Genomic DNA, 21,837 nt, shown 5'->3' on the forward strand with positions numbered 1-21,837 from the left:
GGGCCCAATGTCCGGGACCCGCACGAATCCCATGCCGGCGCCTAGCGTTTAACCACGAGGGAGACGACGGTTTTGTCGTTGCCGCCCATGGACACCAGGATCCCGTGGTCCTTCTTCAGGTCCACCTGGTAGCCGGCGGCCCGGCCCGTGAGCTGGCGCCAGAGGTCCACGGCCATGCGCACGCCCGTGGCGCCGGTGGGGTGGCCGTAGCCCACCAGGCCGCCGCCGGTGTTGGTGGGCCAGCGGCCGTCCCGGCGGGTGAGGCCCTCCAGCACGGCGTCGGCGCCTGCGCCCGGGGCGGCCATGCCCAGGGCCTCGGTGAGCAGCACGCCCGAAATGGTGAAGCAGTCGTGGACCTCCACGACCCCCATGTCCCCGATGCCGGTGCCGGCCATGGCCAGGGCCTGCTCCGCGGCCCTGCGGCAGGTGGTCATTTCCGTGAGGTCGGGCGGGGGGGTGGTGAGGTTGGCGGCCATCTGGCCCATCCCGGCCAGTTCCACCACGTCCTGCCGGGCCAGGCCCAGGCGGCGCCAGCCCTCTTCCGAGGCCACGATGATCGACGCCGCGCCGTCGGAGACCTTGGAGCAGTCGTAGAGGTTGAGGTGGTCCGTGAAGCTCTTGGGATTGGGCGGGGTGAGGCCCTGGGCCACGAGGTCGTCCACCCTGTTGAAATGCTCCTGGGCGTCGGGGTTGAGCCGGGCGTTCTCCACGGCGTTGCGGTACCAGTGGGCGAAGGCCTGCCGCGCCTTCTCCGGGCCCACCTTGGCCCCGTAGGCCCCGGCGCGGTCCGAGAACTTCCCAGGGAAGAAGTAGGTGTGGCCCTCCTTGCGCTCCCCGTCGTACCACCCGGCCCCGGCCAGGTAGTCGGCGCAGTAGATGGCCTTGACGGTGTTCTGCACCTCCACGCCCATGACCAGCACGGCGTCGGCCATGCCGCTGAGGACGCTCTTCACGGCCGAGGCCAGGGCGAGGCCCCCCGAGGCGCAGGCCCCCTCCACCCGCAGGGCGGGCTTGTACTCCAGGGAAGGGTGGACGATGGTCATGAGCGAGCCCAGGTGGCCCTGGCGGTTGAAGCGCGCGGCCATGAAGTTGCCGATGACGCTCTCGTCGATGGCGCCGGGATCCCCGATCTGGGCCAGGGTGGCCGCGCCGGCCTCCCGGATGTAGTGGTCCAGGCCGGGGCGGGGGGTGCGGGGGTTGAATTCGGGACGGCCGGTGCCGAGGCTCAGGGTGTAGGCGCCGGCGGCGAGGAAGACGGGCTTGTTCAGGGTTCGCATGGTCAGTCCAGGAAGTCGTTGACGGGGCCGTAGAGGTGGAAGAAGCCCAGGGTCAGGACGGCGTTGACGTCCTCGGCCCGGGCGGCGACGCCCTGGCGCACAAGATCCAGGGCGATGTCGCGGCTGTCCGCGGCGTGACGGCGGGCCATGGCGGCGCCCTGGGAATCCAGGCCCTTGAGGGCCGCGAAGTGGGCGCGGAGCTTCCGTTCCCTGCCCGGGTCCCGGGAGAGGGCCTTCCAGGAAAGGGAGGGATCGGGGAGGGGTCCCAGGCGCGCCTCCACGTCCGCGGCGAAGGCGGCGTCCACGGGCACGTAGTCCCGGGTGGCCGGATCGAGGATGCCCACGGGCCGGCCCTTCTCGTACCGCAGGAACCCGTCCTTCTGGGCCCCGGAGGAGGTCTGGCCGCCCCGGACGCCCTGCTCCAGCAGGGTGTCCACCAGGGGGGAATGGAGGCCCTCCTGCAGGTACTTCTCCATGACCCGGAGGATCAGCTGGAACACGTCGATGCCCACGTAGTCGATGAGCTGGAACATGCCCATGGGGCGCAGGAGCCAGTCCCGGCTCACCTTCTCCACCATGTGGACGGCCCGGGCGAAGCCGTGCTCCGGGGCCAGGCGCTCCATTTCCCGGATGCAGCGCAGGCCGTCCCGCATGAAGTGGCCGTTGCCGATGAAGCCCGCGATGTCCCGGGCCGGAACCGTCTTCTTGCGCAGCACCAGGGCCAGTTCCTCCGCGCCGGCCTCCAGGGCCGGATCGCAGTCCTCCGGGGGGATCAGCTCCACCAGCTTCTGCACGGCGGGGGGGTTGTAGAAGTGGAACCCGATCATGCGGCCCTGGATGCCGCAGCGGTGGGTGAGCACGTGGAGGGGGATGCTGGAGGTGTTGGTGAGGAACCAGGTCCCGGGCGGGCACAGGGCGGCCAGCTCATCGTAGATCTGGAACTTGATCTCCTCCTTCTCGAAGGCGGCCTCGAAGACCAGGAGGGCGTCCTTGGCCAGGGCCAGGGTCCTGCCGGTGCGCAGGTGGAGCATCACCTCCGCCACGAAGGCCTCCACCATCTCGGCGTTCTCCACCAGGTCCGCCCGGTCCCGGTAGAGGGCGCGGAGCCGGTTCACCTGGCGCTCGCCGTCCTTGCGGGCCTGGTCCCGCACGTAGCGCAGGAGGCCCTGGAGGCCGGAATCGTTCATGTCGATGAGGCTGAGCACGAAGGTGGCCTTGGGGTCCTCCAGGGACCGGTAGGCCAGCTCCAGGGCCAGCAGCAGGGAGATGCCGCTGCCCATCTTGCCGGCCGCGCCCACCACGGCGACGTTCTGCATTCGGGTATTCAGGTCCATCGGGATGATCCTCTACTTGCCCAGGAACTGGGGGGGGCGTTTGTCGATGAAGGCCCTCATGCCTTCCTTCTGGTCCTGGGTGCCGAAGGTCCCCGCGAAGAGCTCGGCCTCCAGGGAGAGGCCGTGGGCCATGGGGCCGTCGGTGCCCTCGTTGACGGCGTGCTTGACGAAGGAAACGGCCACCGGGGCCTTGGCGGCGATGGCCGCGGCGATCTCCATGCAGCGGGGCAGGAGGTTCTCGGGCGCCACCACCTCGTTGAAGAGGCCCAGTTCCAGGCCCCGGGCGGCGCCGATCACCTCCCCGGTGAAGAGCAGGTACTTGGCGGCGGAGCGCCCCATGATCCGGGCCAGGCGCTGGGTTCCGCCGAAGCCCGGCAGGACGCCCAGGTTCACTTCGGGCTGGCCGGCCTTGGCCTTCTCGCTGGCGATGCGGATATCGCAGGTCATGGCCAGTTCGCAGCCGCCCCCCAGGGCGTAGCCGTTGACCGCCGCGATGACGGGGTGGGGATAGTCCTCGATGAGGGTGAAGATGCGCTGGCCGCGCTGGGCGAAGGCCCGGGCCTCCACGGGGGTGAAGGCCGCCATGGCCTTGATGTCGGCCCCGGCCACGAAGGCCTTGCCGGCGCCCGTGAGGATCACGGCGCGCACCGAGGGGTCCCGGCCCAGGGCCAGGAAGGCCTCCTCGAGCCCCGCCAGGACCCCGTCGTCCAGGGCGTTGAGGGCCTCCTGGCGGTCGATGGTGACCACCCCGATGCCGTTCTCGATGACGAGTCTCACATGGTCGTTCATGGGTCCTCCGTGCCTTCAACCGTTGGGGAACTGCGGTTCCCAGGGCTCCACCACCAGCAGCGGATCGCCCGCGGCCACGGCCACGCCCTCCCGGGCGGTGACGGAGGCCACGATCCCGTCGATGGCGGACTTGATCTCGTTCTGCATCTTCATGGCCTCCAGGATCAGCACCACCTGTCCCGCGGCGACCCGGTCCCCGGGCTGCACCTGCACGGCCCGCACGTTGCCGGCCATGGGGGACTTCATGTCCTGGCGGCCCGAGGCCCCCTTGCTCATCTTCATGGCCAGCTTCTTCTTCTTCTCCTCCACCATCTCCACTTCGTAGTGGTCGCCCTTGATGAGGACGTCGAAGACGTCGCCGCCGGCCTTGGCGTCCACGTCCACCTCGAAGGAGCGGCCGTCGATGAGGAGGGAGTAGATGTTGGGCTGGGGCTCCAGGAAATCCACCTCGTACTCCGTCTCCCCCAAGGTCACCGTGAAGAGGCCCGGGCGGGGCTCCACGACCTTCGCCTTGGTGGTGCGGCCTTGATGGGTGCCGATGTAGACCATGGCTGCCTCCTCAGAATCCCGGATCCCGCTTGACCCTGCCGCTGGCCTTCCAGGCCGAGGCGTCCCCGGCCGGGCCCGATTCGCCCCCGACCCGGCCCAGGGCCTTGGCCTTGTCCCGGCGGTAGGCCCCGATGGCCGCGGCCACCAGCGCGATGTCCTCGTGGGGCTTCACCCGCGCCTCGTCCTGGGGCTGGAATTCCTGGTCGATGAAGTTGGTGTCGATGTCGCCGGCCAGGAACCGCTCGTTCTTGAGCATCCGGGCGTGGAAGGGGATGGTGGTCTTGATGCCCTTGACCGCGTACTCCGACAGGGCCCGCTCCATGCGGGTGATCATGCGCTCCCGGGTGCTGCCCCACACCACCAGCTTGCTGAGCATGGGGTCGTAGTGGATGGGCACGTCCAGGCCCTCGTACATGCCCGACTCGTCCCGCACCCAGGGGCCGCCCGGGACCCGCAGGCCGCTGATCCTCCCCGGGGTGGGCAGGAAGCGGTTGTCGGGGTCCTCGGCGTAGATGCGGCACTCCAGGGCGTGGCCGTGGCAGGGGATGTCCTCCTGGCGGAAGGGCAGGACGTAGCCCGCGGCGCTGCGGATCATCTCCTTGCACAGGTCGATGCCCGTGATCATCTCGGTGATGGGGTGCTCCACCTGCAGGCGCGTGTTCATCTCCAGGAAGAAGAACTCCCTGGACCTGCCCGAAACGATGAACTCCACCGTGCCCGCGGAATCGTAGTCCACGGCCTTTGCCGCGCGGATGGCGGCCTCGCCCATGGCCCTGCGCATCTCCGGGTCCACCAGGGTCGAGGGGGCCTCCTCGATGACCTTCTGGTGCCGGCGCTGGATGGAGCACTCCCGCTCGGGGCAGTAGATGATGTTGCCGTGCTTGTCGCCCAGCACCTGGATCTCGATGTGCCGGGGGTTCTCGATGTACCGCTCCATGTACACCGCGTCGTCCCCGAAGGAGGCCAGGCTCTCGGACTTGGCGGCGCGGTAGGCCGCGACCACGTCCTCGCGGCGAAGGATCTGGCGCAGGCCCTTGCCGCCGCCGCCGGCGGCGGCCTTCATCATGATGGGGAAGCCGATGCGGTCGGCCCATTCCAGGGCCTGCTCCTCGGAAACCAGGTTCTCCCGCATGCCGGGCACCAGCGGCACGCCCATTTCGTACACCGCCACCCGGGAGGTGGTCTTGTTGCCCATGACCCGGATGGCCCTGGGGTTGGGCCCGATGAAGGTGATCCCCTGGGCGGCGCAGGCCTCGGCGAAGGCCACGTTCTCCGACAGGAACCCGTAGCCGGGGTGGATGGCGTCGGCGCCGCACCGGGCCGCCACCTCCAGGATCCGGTCGTAGCGCAGGTAGGATTCCCGGCTGGGGGCGGGGCCGATGCAGTAGGCCTCGTCCGCGGCCCGCACGTGCAGGGCCGCGCGGTCCGCCTCGGAAAAGACGGCCACGGTGGGCACCCCCAGCTCCTTGCAGGCGCGGATGACCCGGATGGTGATCTCTCCCCGGTTGGCGATGAGAATCTTCTTGAACATGGTCGGAATCCTCAAAGCGGCAGGTTGCCGTGCTTCCGGGGCGGATTGCTGACGCGCTTGTTCCGGCACATCTCCAGGGCGCGGATGAGGACGGGACGGGTGTTCATGGGATCGATGACCTCGTCCACGTAGCCCAGTTCGGCCGCGTTGTAGGGGTTGGCGAACTTGTTCCGGTAGTCGTCCAGCAGGGCGGTGCGCGTGCGCTCTGGGTCCCGGGAGGTGTCCAGCTCCTTGCGGTGGATGATGTTCACGGCGCCCTCGGGGCCCATGACGGCGATCTCGGCCGTGGGCCATGCGATGGCGTAGTCGCAGCGGATGTTCTTGGCGTTCATCACGCAGTAGGCGCCGCCGTAGGCCTTGCGGGTGATCACGGTGAGCCGGGGCACCGTGGCCTCGGTGATGGCGTAGAGGAGCTTGGCGCCGTGCTTGATGATGCCGCCCAGCTCCTGGCCCACCCCCGGCAGGAAGCCCGGCACGTCCTCGAAGAAGATCAGGGGGATGTTGAAGCAGTCGCAGAAACGCACGAAGCGCGCGCCCTTGAGGGAGGAATCCACGTCCAGGGCCCCGGCCAGGTGATTGGGCTGGTTGGCCACGATGCCCACGGGCCTCCCGTTGAGCCGGGCGAAGCCGATGACCAGGTTCCGGGCGAAGTGCTCCTGCACCTCGAAGAAGTGGCCGTCGTCCACCACGGCATGGAAGATGTCCTTCATGTCGTAGGGCAGGTTGGCCGAATCGGGCACCAGGGTGCGCAGGGCCACCTCGGTGCGGTTGGGGTCGTCCGTGCAGACCCGGGAGGGCGGGTCGTCCTGGTTGTTGAGGGGGATGAAGCCCATGAGCTCGCGGATCATGAGCAGGCACTCCTCGTCGTCCGTGCACGCGAAGTGCGCGCAGCCGGACCGGGCGTTGTGGGTCATGGCCCCGCCCAGGTCCTCCTTGGAGACCTCCTCGTGGGTGACCGCCTTGATGACGTCGGGCCCCGTGATGAACATGTAGGACGTGTCCTTGACCATGAACACGAAGTCCGTAATGGCCGGGGAGTAGACCGCGCCCCCCGCGCAGGGCCCCATGATGGCCGAGATCTGGGGCACCACCCCCGAGGAGAGCACGTTGCGGGTGAAGATGTCCGAATAGCCCGCCAGGGACTGCACGCCCTCCTGGATGCGGGCCCCCCCCGAATCGTTGAGCCCGATGACCGGCGCCCCGTTGCGGGAGGCCATGTCCATGATCTTGCAGATCTTCTCCGCGTACGCCTTGGAAAGGGACCCCCCGAAGACCGTGAAGTCCTGGGCGAAGACGTACACCAACCGCCCGTCGATGAGCCCGTACCCCGTCACCACCCCGTCGCCGGGGATCTTCATCTTCTCCATGCCGAAGTTGTCGCAGCGGTGCAGGACGAACTTGTCGATCTCCGTGAAGGAATCCTCGTCCAGGAGGATGGCGATGCGCTCCCGGGCCGTGAGCCTCCCGGAGGCGTGGTGCTTGGCGATCTTGTCGGCGCCCCCGCCCCTCTCGGCCTCCTCGTGCTTCGCCCTGAGGAGTGCCAGCTTCGCGTCCTGTCCCGTGGTCATGTCCCCTCCCGCCTAGAGCAGCTTGGCGATGGTCTGCAGCTGCATGAACGTCGTTCCTTCGTAGATCTTCCCGATCTTGCTGTCCCGGAAGTACTTCTCTGCCGGGTAGTCCTTCGTGAAGCCGTAGCCTCCGAACAATTCCAGGCACTCGCTGGCGACCCATTCCGCCACCTGGCTGGTGAAGTACTTGGCCATGGCCGCCTCCCGGATGAAGGGGAGGCCGGCGTCCTTCATGCGGGCGGCGTTGTAGGTCATGAGGCGCGCCGCCTCCACGCGGCTGGCGCACTCGGCCAGGCGCATCTGCACGGCCTGGAAGTCGAAGATGGCCTTGCCGAACTGCCTGCGCTCCTTCGTGTAGGCCAGGGCGTGGGCCAGGGCGCCCTCGGCCAGGCCCAGCATCTGGGCGGCGATGCCGATGCGGCCCTCGTTGAGGGTCTCGATGGCCACCTTGTAGCCCTTGCCCACCTCCCCCAGCACCTGTCCGGGCCCCACCTGCACGTCGGCCAGGCTCAGTTCGCAGGTGGAGCTGGCGCGGATGCCCAGCTTGTTCTCCTTGCGGGAGACGGTGAAGCCCGGCATGCCGCGCTCGACGATGAAGGCCGTGATGCCCCGGTACCCCGCGGCCGGGTCCACCGTGGCGAAGACCACGAAGATCCCCGCCTCCTGGGCGCTGGTGATGAAGAGCTTGCTGCCGTTGAGCAGGTACCCTCCGGCATTGGGGGTGGCCCGGGTGGAAAGGGCGAAGGCGTCGGACCCCGAACCCGCCTCGGACAGGGCGTAGGCGCCCACGGTGTCCTTGCAGAGCCGGGGCAGGTACTTCCGCTTCTGCTCCTCGCTGCCCCATCGGTTGAAGCAGTTGTCCACCAGGGTGTTCTGCACGTCCACCAGGACGCCCACGGAGGCGTCCACCTTGCTGAGCTCCTCGATGACGAGGATGGCGTTGAAGAAGGTGGAGCCGGCGCCGCCGTAGGCCTCGGGCACCTCGATGCCCATGATGTCCAGGCCGAAGAGCTTCTTCACCAGGTCGGGGCGCATCTCCTGGGCCTCGTCCATGGCCTCGCGCAGGGGCTGGATCTCGTTCCGGGCGAAATCGGCGACGAGTTCCTGGAAGGCGAGTTCCTCCTCGCCAAGCTGGGTCAGGGGCATGCTCATGGAAAGCTCCGGTTCGTATCGGGTCTGGGGATGGTGATGGATTTGAACATGATTCGAAGGGGTGGGGGTAATGCTGAATGGGGAGGTCACATGGAACGCCGGTATTTTCCTCCCATTTCATAGAGTACGGAGGTGATCTGGCCCAGGCTGGCCACCCGCACCGTGTCCATGAGGACCTCGAAGAGGTTGCCTCCCCGGCGCACCTGGTCGCGCAGGCGCTCCAGGGCCGGGCCCGCCTCGGCGGCGTGGCGCTCCTGGAAGGCCCGCAGCTCCCGCAGGCGTCCGTTCTTCTCCTCCGGGGTGGCGCGGCTCACGGGGCGGGGCTCGGCCCCGGCCTCCTCCTCGCGCACGAAGGTGTTGACCCCCACCACGGGGAGCTCCCCGGAATGCTTGCGGGTCTCGTAGAGCAGGGACTGCTCCTGGATGCGGAAGCGCTGGTACTGGGTCTCCATGGCCCGCAGGACCCCGCCCCGGGCGTTGAGGCGGCTGAACTCCTCCAGCACCGCCTCCTCCAGGTCGTCGGTGAGGCGGCTGAAGAAGTACGAGCCCTGCAGGGGGTTCTCGTTCCAGTGGACGCCCCACTCCCGGGTGATGATGAGCTGGATGGCCATGGCCAGGCGCACCGATTCCTCGGTGGGGGTGGTGAGGGCCTCGTCGTAGGCGTTGGTGTGGAGGGAGTTGCAGTTGTCCAGCAGGGCGGTGAGGGCCTGGAGGGTGGTGCGGATGTCGTTGAACTTCATCTCCTTCAGGTGCAGGGAGCGCCCGGAGGTCTGGATGTGGTACTTGAGCTTCTGGTTCTTCTCGCTGGCGCCGTAGACGTCCCGCAGGGCGATGGCCCAGATGCGCCGGGCCACCCGGCCCAGCACGGCGTACTCCGGATCCAGGCCCGAGCTGAAGAAGAACGACAGGCTCGGGGCGATGTCGTCGATGGCCATGCCTCGGCTCAGGTAGTACTCCACCAGGGTGAACCCGTTGGCCAGGGTGAAGGCCAGCTGGGCCACGGGGTTGGCCCCGGCCTCGGCGATGTGGTAGCCCGAGACGCTCACCGAGTAGTAGTTGCGCATGCCGTTGCGGATGAGGAAGGCCTGCATGTCGCCCATCATGCGCAGGGCGAACTCGATGGAGAAGATGCAGGTGTTCTGGGCCTGGTCCTCCTTGAGGATGTCGGCCTGGACCGTGCCCCGCAGGTTGCGCAGCGTCGTCTCCCGGTCGATGCCCTTCGCGGCCTGCTGGTCGATGGCGGCGTTGAAGAACATGGCCAGGATCACCGGCGCCGGGCCGTTGATGGTCATGGACACCGAGGTGTTGGGGTCGCACAGGTCGAAGTCCTGGAAGAGGGTCTTCATGTCGTCCAGGGTGGCGACGCTCACGCCGGATTCGCCGATCTTGCCGTAGATGTCGGGGCGCTCGTCGGGGTCCTCCCCGTAGAGGGTCACGGAATCGAAGGCGGTGGACAGGCGCTTGGAGGCCTCCCCCCGGCAGAGGAAGTGGAACCTCCGGTTCGTCCTCTCGGGGCCGCCTTCGCCCGCGAACTGGCGCTTGGGGTCCTCGTCGGTGCGGCGGAAGGGGAAGGCGCCGGCGGTGTAGGGGAAGCTGCCGGGGACGTTCTCCTGGCGCAGGAACCGGATGATCTCCCCGGCCCGGTCCGTGCGGGGCAGCTCCACCTTGCGCACCGCGGTGCCCGAGAGGGAGGTGACAGTGAGGGGCACGTGGACCTCCCGGTCCCGCACCCGGTAGGTGAAGGTCTCCCCGGCGTACGCGGCGCGCATGCGGTTCCACCGCTCCAGCAGCGCGAGTCCCTCCCCCAGGTCCGTGCGGGCCCGGCCGGCCTCGGCCAGGAGGGCCTCGGGGGGCTCGGCCATGGCCGCGGCGGCCGCCTCCAGGGCCTGGAGGCGGTCCGCCCGGGCCGCGAGGCCTTCGGTGTGGTGCCGGTAGTCCCGCACCGCCTTGACGATCTCCTGGAGGTACTTGCCCCGCTCGAAGGGCACGATGGGCGCGGCCCTTTCGCAGGAGAACGCCGCGGGACCGGGGTCGGGCAGGGCGGAGCGCAGGTCCAGGCCGAAGGCCTCCCGCAGGTGGGCCAGGAGGTCCAGGTAGAACCGGTCCACCCCGGCGTCGTTGAAGTGGCCCGCGGCCGTGCCGTACACGGGGAGCCGGTCGTCGGGCACCGAGGCGGGGATGCCCCGGTTCCGCCGCACCTGGCGGCGCACCGCCTGGAGGGCGTCCTCGGCGCGCTTGTCCTCGAACTTGTTGATCACCACCAGGTGGGCGTAATCCAGCATGTTGATCTTCTCCAGCTGGGTGCCGGCCCCGAATTCGCTGGTCATGACGTACACCGGCACGTCGGCCATCTCCAGGATCTCGGTGTCGCCCTGGCCGATGCCGCTGGTCTCCACCAGGACCAGGGAGGCCCCCGTGCGCTTCAGGAGCCCGGCCCCGGCCCGGACCAGGGCCGTGATGTCCCCGGAGGCCGCCACGCTGCGGAAGAACACCCGGTCGCTGGAGGTGGAGCCCATGCGCAGGCGGTCCCCCAGCAGGGCGCCGCCCGAGGCCTTGCGGGTGGGGTCGATGGCCAGCACCGCCACGGTCAGGGTGGGGAAATCCAGGAGGAGCCGGCGCACCAGCTCGTCGGCCAGGGAGCTCTTGCCCGCCCCGCCCGTGCCGGTGAGGCCGATGACGGGCACCCGGGGGGCCTCCCCGCCGGGATCGGCCCCGGCCAGGGCCGCCGAGAGGCGCCGGGACCGCTCCAGCCGCTCCCCTCCGGGGCCCGGGTTCCTGTCCGGGCGCCTGCGGGTGCGCTCCAGGAGATCGGTGATCATGCCCTCGACCCCCAGGTGCATGCCGTCGTCCGGGGTGTAGATCTTCTCCACCCCGGCGGCCTCCAGGGCCCGGGCCTCCTCGGGCAGGATCACCCCGCCCCCGCCGCCGAAGACCTTGATGTGCCCGGCGCCCAGGGCCCGCAGGCTCTCGGCCAGGTAGGTGAAGAACTCCATGTGGCCGCCCTGGTACGAGGACACGCACACGGCGTCGGCATCCTCCTCCACCGCCGCCTTGGCGATCTCCGCCACGCTCCGGTCGTGCCCCAGGTGGATGACCTGGGCCCCCTGGGCCACCAGGAGCCGGCGCACCAGGTTGATGGCCGCATCGTGGCCGTCGAACAGGGCAGCGGCTGTGACGATCCTCGCGGGCTGGGTGGATCCACTCATGTACTCTCCGGAAGGGCGGGTTTTGAGCGAGATGGGTTCTCATTCTCGCTCAGAACCGGACCTGATCTTCCGGAATATTTATGGGCCCATAAGCTGGAACAGGGTCAAGGCGTATAGGCCGCAGTCACTTGCGAGGCATTTCCGGAATCATCCGTCACCGCCAGGGTCCAGGCGCAGGGGGTTCCCACGGCCAGGGACCCGGTGACCCGGTTGGCGGGATCCCCGGGATCCACGGACCAGTCCAGGGAGGTGGTGGTGGGGGGCAGTGCGGGCACCCCCCAGGAAACGCCCGGTCCCGTCAGGCTGAACGCCAGGTGGAAGGCCGGGGGGAAGGTCCCGGTCCAGGCGAAGGCCGGCTGCAGGTCGGCGGAGGACCCGCTCCCGTCCCCGGTGCCCATGGGGGCGTCCAGGGAAGGGAAAAGGTCCAGGACCCCGGTCACCTGGGTGGTGAGGGTCCCGGTGGTCCCATCCTGGTAGGTGGCCAGGATCGTGTAGGTGTCGCCCACGGCGGGGCGGGCGGTGACGGCGGCCTCGTAGGTCAGGACGGAGGAGCCGCCGTTGGTGCCCAGGCTCGCCGGCACGGGGAGGTTGGGGCCCGAGACCACCTGGGCCGAAGCCACGTGGCGGATGCCGTCCTTCAGGGTGAAGGCCAGGGCGTAGGCGTCGGTCCCGCCGGGGCGGGAATGGCGGGTGGCCACCTGGGCGGTGCAGGCGGCGGAGGGCAGGACCGGCGCCAGGCCCGGGAGATCCTGGTCCATGGCCACGGTCTGGGTCCGGACCGCGTCCCCGAAGGAGGGCACCCCGTTGGCGTCCTGGTCCAGGAACGCGATCAGCTGATAGGAACCCGGGCTCGAGGGCGGAATGCCGGAGATGGAAAAGGGCTGGGGGCTCACCGGGGACGGGAGGCGGGTCATCCAGGCCCGGCCCGAGGCCAGGTCCCGCAGCCCCACGACCAGCGGGCCCGTGGGCGGGGTGGCGAAGGATACGGTGCCCGAGGCGCTGAGGAGCCCGGAGGCGGGGCCCACCGGTACGGAGGCGGGCGGGGACCAGGGCGTGGCGGTGGCGGGTCCCACGCCCCGCATGCGCACGTGATAGACCGTGCCGTCCGCCGGGAGCCCGCCCGTGAGGATCAGGAGGTGGCCGGCGGAGGGGGACAGGCGCCGGGTTCCCGAGAGCGTGGCGAATTCGGGGTCGGTGCTCCAGTCCACCTGGTAGAACTGGGGCTGCTCCACCCCGGCGGAGGTGACCGGCGCGTAGTCCAGGACGATGCCCGAATCCATCCCGCTCGCGGTGAAGGCGGGAGCCGGAAGGAGGGAGAGGTCCGGCGCGCCCGCCGCCAGGGCCAGGACGAGACCCGCCACGTCCCCGCCGCGGACCGTGACGGGGGCGGCCAGGGTCCCGGCGGGATCGTGGGCGTTGGGTACCCCCTTGTCGTAGAGATCCGTGCGCCCCGTCAGGGTGTAGGTGCCCGGCGGCACCCCCCGGAAGGTGAAGCCGCTTCCTCCGCCCAGGTCCAGATGGGCCGCGCCCTGGGGGGTTCCGCCCCCGGCGGGCTGGAGGCTCAGGTACGTGGTGCCGGCCCCCGCCCCGGTGAGGGTGCCGGAAACGGTGTAGCCCAGGACGGCCGTGAAGCTGGCCTTCCCGTCGTCGGGCACGGTGAGGGTGTGGGAGGCGGGGGAGATGACCGCGGAGAAGGCGGGTATGGAGGGGGTGAGGACGTAGGTGCCGGGGAGCACCCCCGCGAAGGCGAAGGCGCCGAAGGCGTCGTTGGTGGCGGTGCGCACCGGGCTGGTGCCCAGGGTGAGGATGGCGCCCGCCACCGGCTCCCCCCCGGCGGTCACGGTGCCGCCGACGGTGTATCCCGCGGTCACGGCCACCTTGGCCTTCAGGCTTTCGGTGGATCCCGCGGCGTTGCTGACGGTGACGGAATAGGAACCGGCGTCCCCGACCGCGGCCTGGGCCACGGCGAAGGTGGGGGCGGTGGCGCCGGGGATGGGGTCGCCGTCCTTGTTCCATTGGTAGGTGAGGGCCTCGGGCACGCCCACCGCTTCCACCGTGAGGCTGAAGGCCGATCCGGCCAGGAGGCTCACCCCCCGGGGCTGGGCCGTGATGACCGGGGCGCCCGAGACGTTCAGGATCGCCTTGTCGCTCCAGAGGGAGACGTCCGCGCAGGTGACCTCCACCTGGTACACATCGCCGTTCATGGCCACGGTGGTGACGGGCACGGACCAGGTGGCCTCGTTGGCCCCGGCCAGGGCGATACCGTTTCGGAACCACTGGAATACGACGGGGTTGCCCTTGGCCTCCACCTTGAACTCCACCGGGTCGGGGGCCTTGACGCCGCGGGAGGCCGGCTGGACCGCGATCACCGGGCCGTAGGCCACCGTGAGGATCGCGGGGTTGCTGGTGGCCGACCCGGAGGGACTGGTCACTTTCACGGTGTAGGAGCCTCCGGTGAGGTCCGGGGAGACCGCGGGGACGGAGCACGTGGGGCCGGTGACCCCCTCCAGGGTGGAGCCGTTCCTGGACCACTCGTAGGTGAGGCCGCCGAGCCCCGCCGCGGCCACCGAGAAGGTGCCGGTGTCCCCCAGCCTCACGGTGGCGCTGGCGGGCTGGGTGGTGATCACCGGGGGGCCGGTGACGGTGAGGGCGGCCCCCGCGCTGGTGGCGGATCCCAGGCTGTTGGTGGCGGTCAGGGTGTAGACCTGGCCGGTCATGGACGAATCGGTGCCGGCGGTGGTGAAGGCGTTGGAGGTGGCCCCCGGAATGGGCACGCCATTGAGGGCCCACTGGTAGGTGGGCGCGGGGTCCCCCGAGGCGGTGGCATAGAAGGTGGCGGAGGCCGGGGCCTTGACGGCCTGGTCCTGGGGCTGGGAGGTGACGAGGGGTGCCAGGGAGGACGTCTCCGCGCCGGAGCGGCCTCCACCGCAGTGGACCAGGCTTCCCAGGAGGAGGGCGCAGGGAAGGCCCACGGTCAACTTGATATTCATTGGTTCCTCCCGGGCCGGCCGCAATGGGAGCCCCGTGGGTGTTTGGGAAAGTCGTGCTATGAGCAATATTTAAAAATTGATGTCCTCGATGGACGCGGTTCCGTGAGGCAATTTGGGTTAACTGCAGCCTAAGACAATATAAAATTTTAATTTATTTTGAAGTCTGGACCCCGTCCCATACTGGAGCCCACCCCCCGGAGTTCCCATGGACTTCCCCCTCGGTCCGCGCTTCCAGATGGCCATGGCCTTCGCCGCCCGGGTGCACACTGGGCAGTTCCGCAAGGGGACCACCGTCCCCTACCTCTCCCACGTGCTGGCGGTGACGGCGACGGCCCTGGAGAACGGGGCGGGGGAGGACGTGGCCATCGCGAGCCTGCTCCACGATGCCGTGGAGGACGGCGGGGGCCTGCCGGTGCTGGAGGAGATCCGGGCCCGGTTCGGACCCGCCGTGGCCGACCTGGTCCTGGAATGCACCGACGCCCTCTCCGTGCCCAAGCCTCCCTGGAGGCAGCGCAAGGAGGCCTACCTGGCCCACCTGGCCGAGGCCAGCGACGGGGCCCGGCTCATCGTCCTGGGCGACAAGCTCCACAACTGCCGGTCCCTGGTGCGGGACCTGCGCGCCTGCGGGCCGGCCCTGTGGGCGCGGTTCAACGCGGGGCCCGGGGAGACCGTGTGGTACTACCGCAGCGTGGTGGACATCCTGGCGCGCCGGGGCCGGACCCCCCTGCTGGAGGAACTGGACGCGGCGGTGGAGGAACTGGAGCGGGCTATTCCTGGCGCTTGAGCCAGGCGTTGTAGGCGTACATGCTCGCCGCGCTGCAGAGGCCGATGGCCGTGAGGATCACCCAGCCCGTGGCCGCGGCCCTGGGGTCCAGCTTCAGCAGGCCGCTGGGGAGCTTCGTGGCGCCCTTGCACATCACGGCGTTGAAGAGCCAGGCCCCCGCGGGGCCGCCGATGAGGGAGCCCACGGCCATGGGGATGTTGGCGTAGCCCAGGAAGAGGCCCTCCTGGCCCTTGGGGGCGAGGGAGCCGATGTACTCGTAGAGGCGGGAGGACGCGAACAGTTCGCCGAAGGCGATGAGCGCCACCGTCAGCACGATGAACAGCGAGCCCATGGGCAGCAGGTCCCACACCCGCGGGGAGACCCCGCCCCCCAGGTACAGCGGGGCGATGTTGATGAGCATGGAGAAGCCGATGATCACCGTGCCCACCACGATGGACTTGATGGGGGGCAGCTTGCCGAAGGCCAGGGTGATCAGCAGCTGGCAGGTGACGATGACGAAGGGGTTGGCCATGGTGTAGAGGTCCATGGCCGGCGTCAGCTCCACGGTGCGCTTCACGTAGAGGGGCAGGAGGTTGTACACCTGGTTGTAGATGAAGTAGAAGCCGCTGGACACCAGGAGGAACATGGCGAAGCGGCCGCTGCCCAGCACCTTGACCATGCCCAGGAGGATCTCGCCCATGGAGCGCCCGGGCTTCTTCTCCGTGTTGCCCATCTCCACGTCCGGGTCCCTGTACACCAGGAGCACCACGAGGAAGGCCACCACCGCCGCCGCCATGGACACCGCGAAGATGGCGCTCAGGTCGAAGCGCCGGCGGAAATAGAACGCCACGCCCCGGCCCACCAGGCTGCCCACGTTGATGATCATGTAGAAGATGGCGAACCCGAGGGTCTTGCGGGCGCCGGCGGTCTTCTGGACCGTGCCGGCGATGCAGGGCTTCACGATGCTGCCGCCCAGGCCGATCATCACCACGCCGCCGACGATGGGCACCGCGGTGCGCCAGCCCACGGTCACCTCCGAGGAGAACACGGGGGCCAGCTTCGCCCCGCCGAACCACACGGGATAGCCCATGAGGAAGTAGGCGATGGCCAGCAGCACGAAGGCCACCAGGAGGGATTTCTTGAAGCCGTACTGATCGGCCAGGGATCCCGAAAGGATGGGCAGGAAGTACACCAGGAACCACAGCACGCTGCTGTTCAGGAAGCTGGGCCAGTAGGCCCCGAACCCCAGCTGGCCCAGGTAGAGCACCACGAAGCTGGCCATGGCGTAATAGGCCGCCCGCTCGCAAAGCTCGGTGCCGTTGGCGGTCCAGAAGCTGCTGGGAAACCCAGGCTGCGCGCTGCCCTTGGGGCCATGGTCATTCATCGGGATCTCCAGGTCTGCCTCGTAAAGCTTTGCATGGGACGGGCGCCGGGGAAAGCGCCGTGCCGAGGGTCACAAAACGGATCGGGAATTCCGAAATGAAGGAACGCGGGTGCTAGGCTCGAAGGCATGAAGAAGCGTCCCTTCCCCCTTCGCACCGCGGTGCAGGCCGCGTTCCTGGCGCTGTGCGGCTGGATCGGGGTGGAGTTCGCGCTGTTCATGCACGGGCGCGCATCCCACCCGCCCGGGGCGGAGGGCTTCCTCCCCATCAGCGCCCTGCTGAGCCTCAAGTTCTGGGCCGCCACCGGCCGCATCTGCGAGCTGCACCCCGCGGGTCTCTTCATCTTCCTGGCCATCCTCGCGCTGGGCCTCTTCCTGAAGAAGGCCTTCTGCAGCTGGCTCTGCCCCGTGGGGGCCCTCAGCGAGGGCCTGTGGCGCCTGGGGGCCAAGCTCTTCGGCCGGCACCTGGAACCGCCACGCTGGCTGGACTACCCCCTGCGCTCCCTGAAATACCTGCTCCTGCTCTTCTTCCTCTGGGCCGCCTGGAGGATGGACGGACCCGCCCTGCAGGGCTTCCTGTACAGCCCCTTCAACGCTGCCGCGGACCTGCGCATGTACCTCTTCTTCGCCCGCATCTCCGCCACCGCCCTGGCCGTGGTGCTCGTCCTGGCCGCCCTCTCCCTGGTCGTGAAGAACGTCTGGTGCCGCTACCTCTGCCCCTACGGCGCGCTCCTGGGCCTCCTGAGCCTGGCCAGCCCCCTGCGCATCACCCGGTCCAAGGCCACCTGCATCGATTGCAAGCTCTGCACGAAGGCCTGCCCCTCCCGCATCCAGGTGCACGCGGCCACCCGCGTGGCCAGCGACGAGTGCACCGCCTGCCTGCGCTGCGTGGAAGCCTGCCCCGTGAAGGACACCCTGGAGATGCGCGCCCCCGGCGGCAAGGCCGTGCCCCGGGCCGTGTTCGCGGCGCTGGTGGTGGGCCTCTTCATGGCCATCACGGGCCTCGCGATGATCACGGGCCACTGGCAGAACATCATCACGGCCGAAGACTACCGCGAGCTCATCCGGATGCAGGATTAAAAGGGTGGCTGCGTTTCCGTCCGTGTCCCGGACCTTCGCCCCGGTCCGTTGGCGCCGACGTTGATTGGTCGGGCCGGCTTCCCGCAGCTTCCGCCACCGTCGTCCATGGATCACGGCAAGCGCCAGCAGCAGCTCGCTGCTGCGCAAGCGCTACCGATGGGTCGGCGCATGGTGTCGGGACCCGGTTGGGTCGCGCCCCCCTGCCGGAACCCGGCTGAAAACCACCGCAGCCCCCGGCAGGGCAAGCCTGTCCGGGCCCGGTCCTATCGGAGTCCCAACACCGCGTTCGTACGGTCCCGCACGGCCCTAAGGACGTCCGTCTCCTTGGTGAGGTCGTGGCCGTGGGAGGGGACCATTTTCCGGATGATGGCCTGCCCTTCCGCCGTTCGGGATTCGGAGAAGCATTTGAGGATGAGGTCCACCATGGTGGCCGCGCAGGTGGAGGCCCCGGGGCTGGCGCCCAGGAGGGCGGCGAGGGTTCCGTCCGCGGCGGCCACCATCTCGGTGCCGAACTCCAACTTGCCGCCCTGCTTGGGATCCTTCTTGATGATCTGGACCCGCTGGCCGGCGATCTCCAGATCCCAGTCCTCCAGGCGCGCGGTGGGGATGAAGTCCCGGAGGGTCTTCACCCGGTCCTCCTGGGACTGGAGCACCTGGCCGATGAGGTAGCGGGTCAGGTCGAGGTTGTGGAGGCCGGCGAAGAGCATGGGCTTGAGGTTGGTGGTCTTCACCGAACGGGGCAGGTCCAGGTACGAGCCCTCCTTGAGGTACTTCGTGGTGAACCCGGCGTAGGGGCCGAAGAGCAGGGCCCGGGATTCCCCGATGATGCGGGTGTCCAGGTGGGGCACGGACATGGGCGGGGCCCCGATGGTGGCCTTGCCGTACACCTTGGCGGCGTGGCGGGCCACGATGGAGGGGTTCTTGCACACCAGCCACTGGCCGCTCACGGGGAAGCCCCCGTAGCCGTCCGCCTCGGGGATGCCGGACTTCAGCAGGAGGGGCAGGGCCCCGCCGCCGGCGCCCAGGAACACGAACCGGGCGGTGAATTCCTTGTGGCCGCCTTCCTTGCGGTCGGCCACCTTCAGCCGCCAGAGCCCGTAGGGCTCCCGGGTGAGGTCCTGGACGTCGTGGTTCACTTCCAGGCGGAAGCCGGGCCGGCGCTTCAGGGCGGTGAACATGGTGTGGGCCAGGCTGCCGAAATCCAGATCGGTGCCCCGGTCCACCCGGGTGGCCGCCAGGGGGGTGCCGGGCTCCCGGCCCTCCATGATCAGGGGCATCCATTCCTTGAGCTCGGCCGGATCCTCCGTGATGCGCATGTCCGCGAACATGGGGTGGCCGGAGAGGCGGGCCTGGCGGGTGCGCAGGAACCGGGTGTTGGCCTCGCCCCACACGAAGCTCAGGTGGGGGCAGGGGTTCAGGAACGTGGAGGGGGCGGGGATGATGCCCCGTTCCACCAGGTGGGACCAGAACTGCAGGGACACCTCGAAGGAGGCGTTGATGTTCAGGGCCTTGGTGATGTCCACGGACCCGTCGGGCTTCTCGGGGGTGTAGTTCAGTTCGCAGTTGGCGGCGTGGCCCGTGCCGGCGTTGTTCATGGCCTGGCTGCTCTCCTCGGCCACGTCGCCCAGGCGCTCCAGCACGAGAATGCGCATGTCCCCGCGGAGCTCGGCCAGCATGGTGGCCAAGGTGGCGCTGACGATCCCGCCCCCCACGATGGCGACATCGACCTGATTCTCCTTGGGAACCACGTGTCCTCCTGGGAATTTTCCCCATTATGCCTAGCCCCCGGCGTCAGCGGCCGGGTAATTTCGGAGCTGGCCTTCGATAATTCCGGAGGTGGAGTCTCAGTCTCCGAAAACCTGGTTGCGCACCAGGGCCTCGGTGGACCAGGGGGCCGGGGCCCCGCCCAGGTATTTGGCGAACCACTCCAGGTGGGCGTTGTAGTAGACGGGCATGGACTTGAGCCGGTCGGGCCAGTGGCCGTCGTTCTTGAAGACGAGGAGGCGCGAGGGCACCTTCGCCAGCTGCAGGTCCGTGAAGAACTCCAGGCTCTGGGTGTAGGGCACCCGGTAATCCTTCTCCCCGGTGATGACCAGGCAGGGGGTCTTGAAGGCCTGGGCGCTGCCGGAGGGGTTCATGCGGTCGTAGGCGGCCTTGTGGGAGGTGGGGGTGCCCCCCAGGTCCCATTCCGGGAACCAGAGCTCCTCCGTGGACCCGTGCATGGCCGGCAGGTCATAGACGCCCATCATGGCGGCCAGGGCCTTGAACCGGGTGGTGTGCCCCTCCAGCCACATCATGGCGTAGCCGCCCCAGGACCAGCCCATGGCGCCCATGCGCGACGCGTCCACGTAGGGCAGGGCCGCCAGGGCGTCGGTGACCTTGGCGATATCGGTCATGACCTTGCCGTCCCAGTCCCTGGAGATGGCGTTGGTGAAGGCCTGGCCGTAGCCCGTGGAACCGTGGGGATTGGGGAAGGCCACCACATACCCGGCGCCGGGGTACACCTGCCAGTCGCCCCGGAAGGTGTCGGACCACATCATCTGGGGCCCGCCGTGCACGTTGAGGATCAGCGGATACTTCTTCGCGGGGTCGAAGCCGTGGGGCTTGACGATGAAGACCTGCACGGGCGTGCCGTCCGCCCCCTTCACCCACAGCTCCTCCGCCGGGCGCAGGTCCACCTCGGCGGCCACCGCGTCGTTGAAGGCGGTGAGTTTTCGCAGTTCCTTCCCGGGGAAGCGGCAGCTCCAGACCTCGGAGGCCTCGCCCACGCGGTTGCGCACGAACACCACGGAGCCCTGGTCCGGGGCCACCACGAACTCCCGGATGCTCTGGCCTTCCAGCATGCGCACGGGCTTGCCGGAGGACAGCTCCACCCGGTACAGGGGATAGCGTCCCTTTTCCTGGATGGTGAACCATAGGGCCTTGCCGTCGGCCGACCACTGGAAGCTTTCCACGGGGTTGTCCAGGGCCTCCGTGAGGTTCCGGAAGGCCTTGGCGGTGCGGTCGTAGACCCCCAGGCGGAAGCGGTCGGATTCGAAGCCCGGCACCTGCTGGAACTTGTAAGCGATCCACCGGCCGTCCGGGGAGTAGCGGGGCGCGCCGTCGGCCGCGGGGTTGGCCCCGGTGATGCAGACGGGCGTGCGATCCCCATCCAGGCGGATGAGGAAGAGGTCGGTGTTGGTGGACCGGGCCGGTTCCGCGCCATTGGGCGTGGCCACGCACAGCTCCCGGCCGTCGGGAGCCACGTCGTAGCTCTGGTCATAGCCCGGGAAGTCGCGCGGCCCCGAGGTGATGGCCGTGACCGGCCCGCCGTCCGCCGGGGCGGAAAACAGGTGGGTGTACTGGAAATCCCGGTACGAGGTCCAATGGCGGTACAGCAGCGAATCGGCCAGGTGCGCCTGGACGGGCCCCTTCTCCAGCTTGTCCGCCATGGCCTTGTTGCGGGCCTCGTCCGCCATGGCCTCCGGGAACACGGTGGACTGGAAGAAGAGCGTCTTCCCCACCACCAGCGGGTCCGCGATGCCCGGCCCGAAGGAGGTGAGCGCCTTCGCCTCCCCGCCCCCCATGTCCATGCGCCACACCTGGGAGCCCTCCTCCCGGTTGGAGACGAACGTGAAGGATTTCCCGTCCGCGGACCAGCGGGGCAGCGTATCCGAATGCCCCGCGAAGGTGAGCTGCCGCACCGCTCCGCTCCGCAGGTCCGCCATCCACACATGGGTGGCCCGCGTGGACTTGCGCAGATCCTGGGAGGCGACCTCGAACAGGACCCGGGACCCGTCCGGCGACAGCGCCAGGTGCGCCACATCCTTCAACCGGTAGAGGTCCTCAATGGAAAACGCCCGCGGCGCGGCGGAAAGCCAAGGGCATATCAGAAGGGGCAGAATGCGGCGCGCGATGTTCACGGGACTCCCTCGAAGACACTCCATCCAGATTCCTGAAACTCCTCCGCCGACACAAGGAAAAGGTGCGGGCTCAGGGGTCGGCCCGTGGAGTTTCCGGTCCCCCCAATCAGCCCCTGCCGGGGGCCGCACGTTTATTCGGCCGGCTTCCCACCTGCGCCGCGACCCACCGGGGTCCCGACCCGAAGCCCCGACCCACCGGTAGCGCATTCGCAGCAGCAAGCTGCTGCGAATTCGCTGCCCGTGATCCCGTGACAGCGGGGCTCGGGAACGTGGGCGAAGTGGGCAACGGTGCACAGCCCAAGGCATGACCCCGGT

14 protein-coding genes are annotated in these 21,837 nt (G+C 69.1%); 2 read left to right on the plus strand and 12 right to left on the minus strand.

The window, feature by feature from the left end; all coding sequences use genetic code 11:
• Positions 1-41: 41 nt before the first annotated feature.
• From R2J76_RS02110 to R2J76_RS02150, 9 genes are all read right to left on the minus strand, one after another.
• Positions 42-1,277 (minus strand): thiolase C-terminal domain-containing protein, encoded by a 1,236-nt coding sequence (locus R2J76_RS02110; protein ID WP_316414122.1) that lies wholly within the window; start codon positions 1,275-1,277, stop codon positions 42-44.
• Between the two features lie 2 nt (positions 1,278-1,279).
• Complete coding sequence (locus R2J76_RS02115; RefSeq protein WP_316414123.1) at positions 1,280-2,593, minus strand: 3-hydroxyacyl-CoA dehydrogenase family protein; 1,314 nt, start codon at positions 2,591-2,593, stop codon at positions 1,280-1,282.
• A 30-nt stretch (positions 2,594-2,623) separates the two neighbouring features.
• Positions 2,624-3,400, minus strand: a complete 777-nt coding sequence (locus tag R2J76_RS02120) for an enoyl-CoA hydratase/isomerase family protein (protein ID WP_316414124.1) — start codon at positions 3,398-3,400, stop codon at positions 2,624-2,626.
• 15 nt (positions 3,401-3,415) lie between these two features.
• Positions 3,416-3,949, minus strand: a complete 534-nt coding sequence (locus tag R2J76_RS02125; RefSeq protein WP_316414125.1) for a biotin/lipoyl-containing protein — start codon at positions 3,947-3,949, stop codon at positions 3,416-3,418.
• Positions 3,950-3,959: 10 nt separating this feature from the next.
• Positions 3,960-5,480, minus strand: a complete 1,521-nt coding sequence (accC, locus tag R2J76_RS02130; RefSeq protein ID WP_316414126.1) for an acetyl-CoA carboxylase biotin carboxylase subunit — start codon at positions 5,478-5,480, stop codon at positions 3,960-3,962.
• 11 nt (positions 5,481-5,491) lie between these two features.
• Positions 5,492-7,048: an acyl-CoA carboxylase subunit beta gene (locus R2J76_RS02135; protein ID WP_316414127.1), complete on the minus strand. Its 1,557-nt coding sequence runs from the start codon at positions 7,046-7,048 to the stop codon at positions 5,492-5,494.
• Positions 7,049-7,060: 12 nt separating this feature from the next.
• Positions 7,061-8,200, minus strand: a complete 1,140-nt coding sequence (locus R2J76_RS02140; protein WP_316414128.1) for an acyl-CoA dehydrogenase family protein — start codon at positions 8,198-8,200, stop codon at positions 7,061-7,063.
• Positions 8,201-8,286: 86 nt separating this feature from the next.
• Positions 8,287-11,406, minus strand: coding sequence for a fused isobutyryl-CoA mutase/GTPase IcmF (gene icmF / locus R2J76_RS02145; protein WP_316414129.1), 3,120 nt, complete (start codon positions 11,404-11,406; stop codon positions 8,287-8,289).
• Between the two features lie 104 nt (positions 11,407-11,510).
• Positions 11,511-14,396, minus strand: coding sequence for an immunoglobulin domain-containing protein (locus R2J76_RS02150; RefSeq protein WP_316414130.1), 2,886 nt, complete (start codon positions 14,394-14,396; stop codon positions 11,511-11,513).
• A 205-nt stretch (positions 14,397-14,601) separates the two neighbouring features.
• On the opposite strand from R2J76_RS02150, the gene R2J76_RS02155 reads away from it, so the two are divergent.
• Positions 14,602-15,180 carry an HD domain-containing protein gene (locus R2J76_RS02155; protein ID WP_316414131.1) on the plus strand — a complete coding sequence of 193 codons (579 nt, stop codon included), beginning with the start codon at positions 14,602-14,604 and terminating at the stop codon, positions 15,178-15,180.
• Here R2J76_RS02155 and R2J76_RS02160 read toward each other — a convergent pair.
• On the minus strand, positions 15,164-16,543 hold the full coding sequence (locus R2J76_RS02160) for an MFS transporter (RefSeq protein ID WP_316414132.1): 1,380 nt from the start codon (positions 16,541-16,543) through the stop codon (positions 15,164-15,166). The two genes, R2J76_RS02155 and R2J76_RS02160, sit on opposite strands and share 17 nt — an antisense overlap.
• A gap of 126 nt (positions 16,544-16,669) precedes the next feature.
• On the opposite strand from R2J76_RS02160, the gene R2J76_RS02165 reads away from it, so the two are divergent.
• On the plus strand, positions 16,670-17,620 hold the full coding sequence (locus R2J76_RS02165; protein WP_316414133.1) for a 4Fe-4S binding protein: 951 nt from the start codon (positions 16,670-16,672) through the stop codon (positions 17,618-17,620).
• Between the two features lie 263 nt (positions 17,621-17,883).
• On the opposite strand, the gene mqo is transcribed toward R2J76_RS02165, so the two are convergent.
• Positions 17,884-19,368 (minus strand): malate dehydrogenase (quinone), encoded by a 1,485-nt coding sequence (gene mqo, locus R2J76_RS02170; protein WP_316414134.1) that lies wholly within the window; start codon positions 19,366-19,368, stop codon positions 17,884-17,886.
• A 96-nt stretch (positions 19,369-19,464) separates the two neighbouring features.
• Complete coding sequence (locus R2J76_RS02175) at positions 19,465-21,423, minus strand: S9 family peptidase (RefSeq protein WP_316415877.1); 1,959 nt, start codon at positions 21,421-21,423, stop codon at positions 19,465-19,467.
• Positions 21,424-21,837: the final 414 nt, after the last annotated feature.

Origin of the sequence: Mesoterricola silvestris (assembly GCF_030295405.1) — a bacterium.
Taxonomy (GTDB): domain Bacteria; phylum Acidobacteriota; class Holophagae; order Holophagales; family Holophagaceae; genus Mesoterricola; species Mesoterricola silvestris.

Excerpts from the sequence above, each read along its gene's own strand:
- R2J76_RS02125 (WP_316414125.1), bottom strand. The coding sequence starts at position 3,949 with ATGGTCTACATCGGCACCCATCAAGGCCGCACCACCAAGGCGAAGGTC.
- R2J76_RS02120 (WP_316414124.1), bottom strand. The coding sequence starts at position 3,400 with ATGAACGACCATGTGAGACTCGTCATCGAGAACGGCATCGGGGTGGTC.
- R2J76_RS02110 (WP_316414122.1), bottom strand. The coding sequence starts at position 1,277 with ATGCGAACCCTGAACAAGCCCGTCTTCCTCGCCGCCGGCGCCTACACC.
- icmF (WP_316414129.1), bottom strand. The coding sequence starts at position 11,406 with ATGAGTGGATCCACCCAGCCCGCGAGGATCGTCACAGCCGCTGCCCTG.
- R2J76_RS02165 (WP_316414133.1), top strand. The coding sequence starts at position 16,670 with ATGAAGAAGCGTCCCTTCCCCCTTCGCACCGCGGTGCAGGCCGCGTTC.
- R2J76_RS02135 (WP_316414127.1), bottom strand. The coding sequence starts at position 7,048 with ATGACCACGGGACAGGACGCGAAGCTGGCACTCCTCAGGGCGAAGCAC.
- R2J76_RS02115 (WP_316414123.1), bottom strand. The coding sequence starts at position 2,593 with ATGCAGAACGTCGCCGTGGTGGGCGCGGCCGGCAAGATGGGCAGCGGC.
- R2J76_RS02160 (WP_316414132.1), bottom strand. The coding sequence starts at position 16,543 with ATGAATGACCATGGCCCCAAGGGCAGCGCGCAGCCTGGGTTTCCCAGC.
- R2J76_RS02150 (WP_316414130.1), bottom strand. The coding sequence starts at position 14,396 with ATGAATATCAAGTTGACCGTGGGCCTTCCCTGCGCCCTCCTCCTGGGA.
- R2J76_RS02155 (WP_316414131.1), top strand. The coding sequence starts at position 14,602 with ATGGACTTCCCCCTCGGTCCGCGCTTCCAGATGGCCATGGCCTTCGCC.
- R2J76_RS02140 (WP_316414128.1), bottom strand. The coding sequence starts at position 8,200 with ATGAGCATGCCCCTGACCCAGCTTGGCGAGGAGGAACTCGCCTTCCAG.
- accC (WP_316414126.1), bottom strand. The coding sequence starts at position 5,480 with ATGTTCAAGAAGATTCTCATCGCCAACCGGGGAGAGATCACCATCCGG.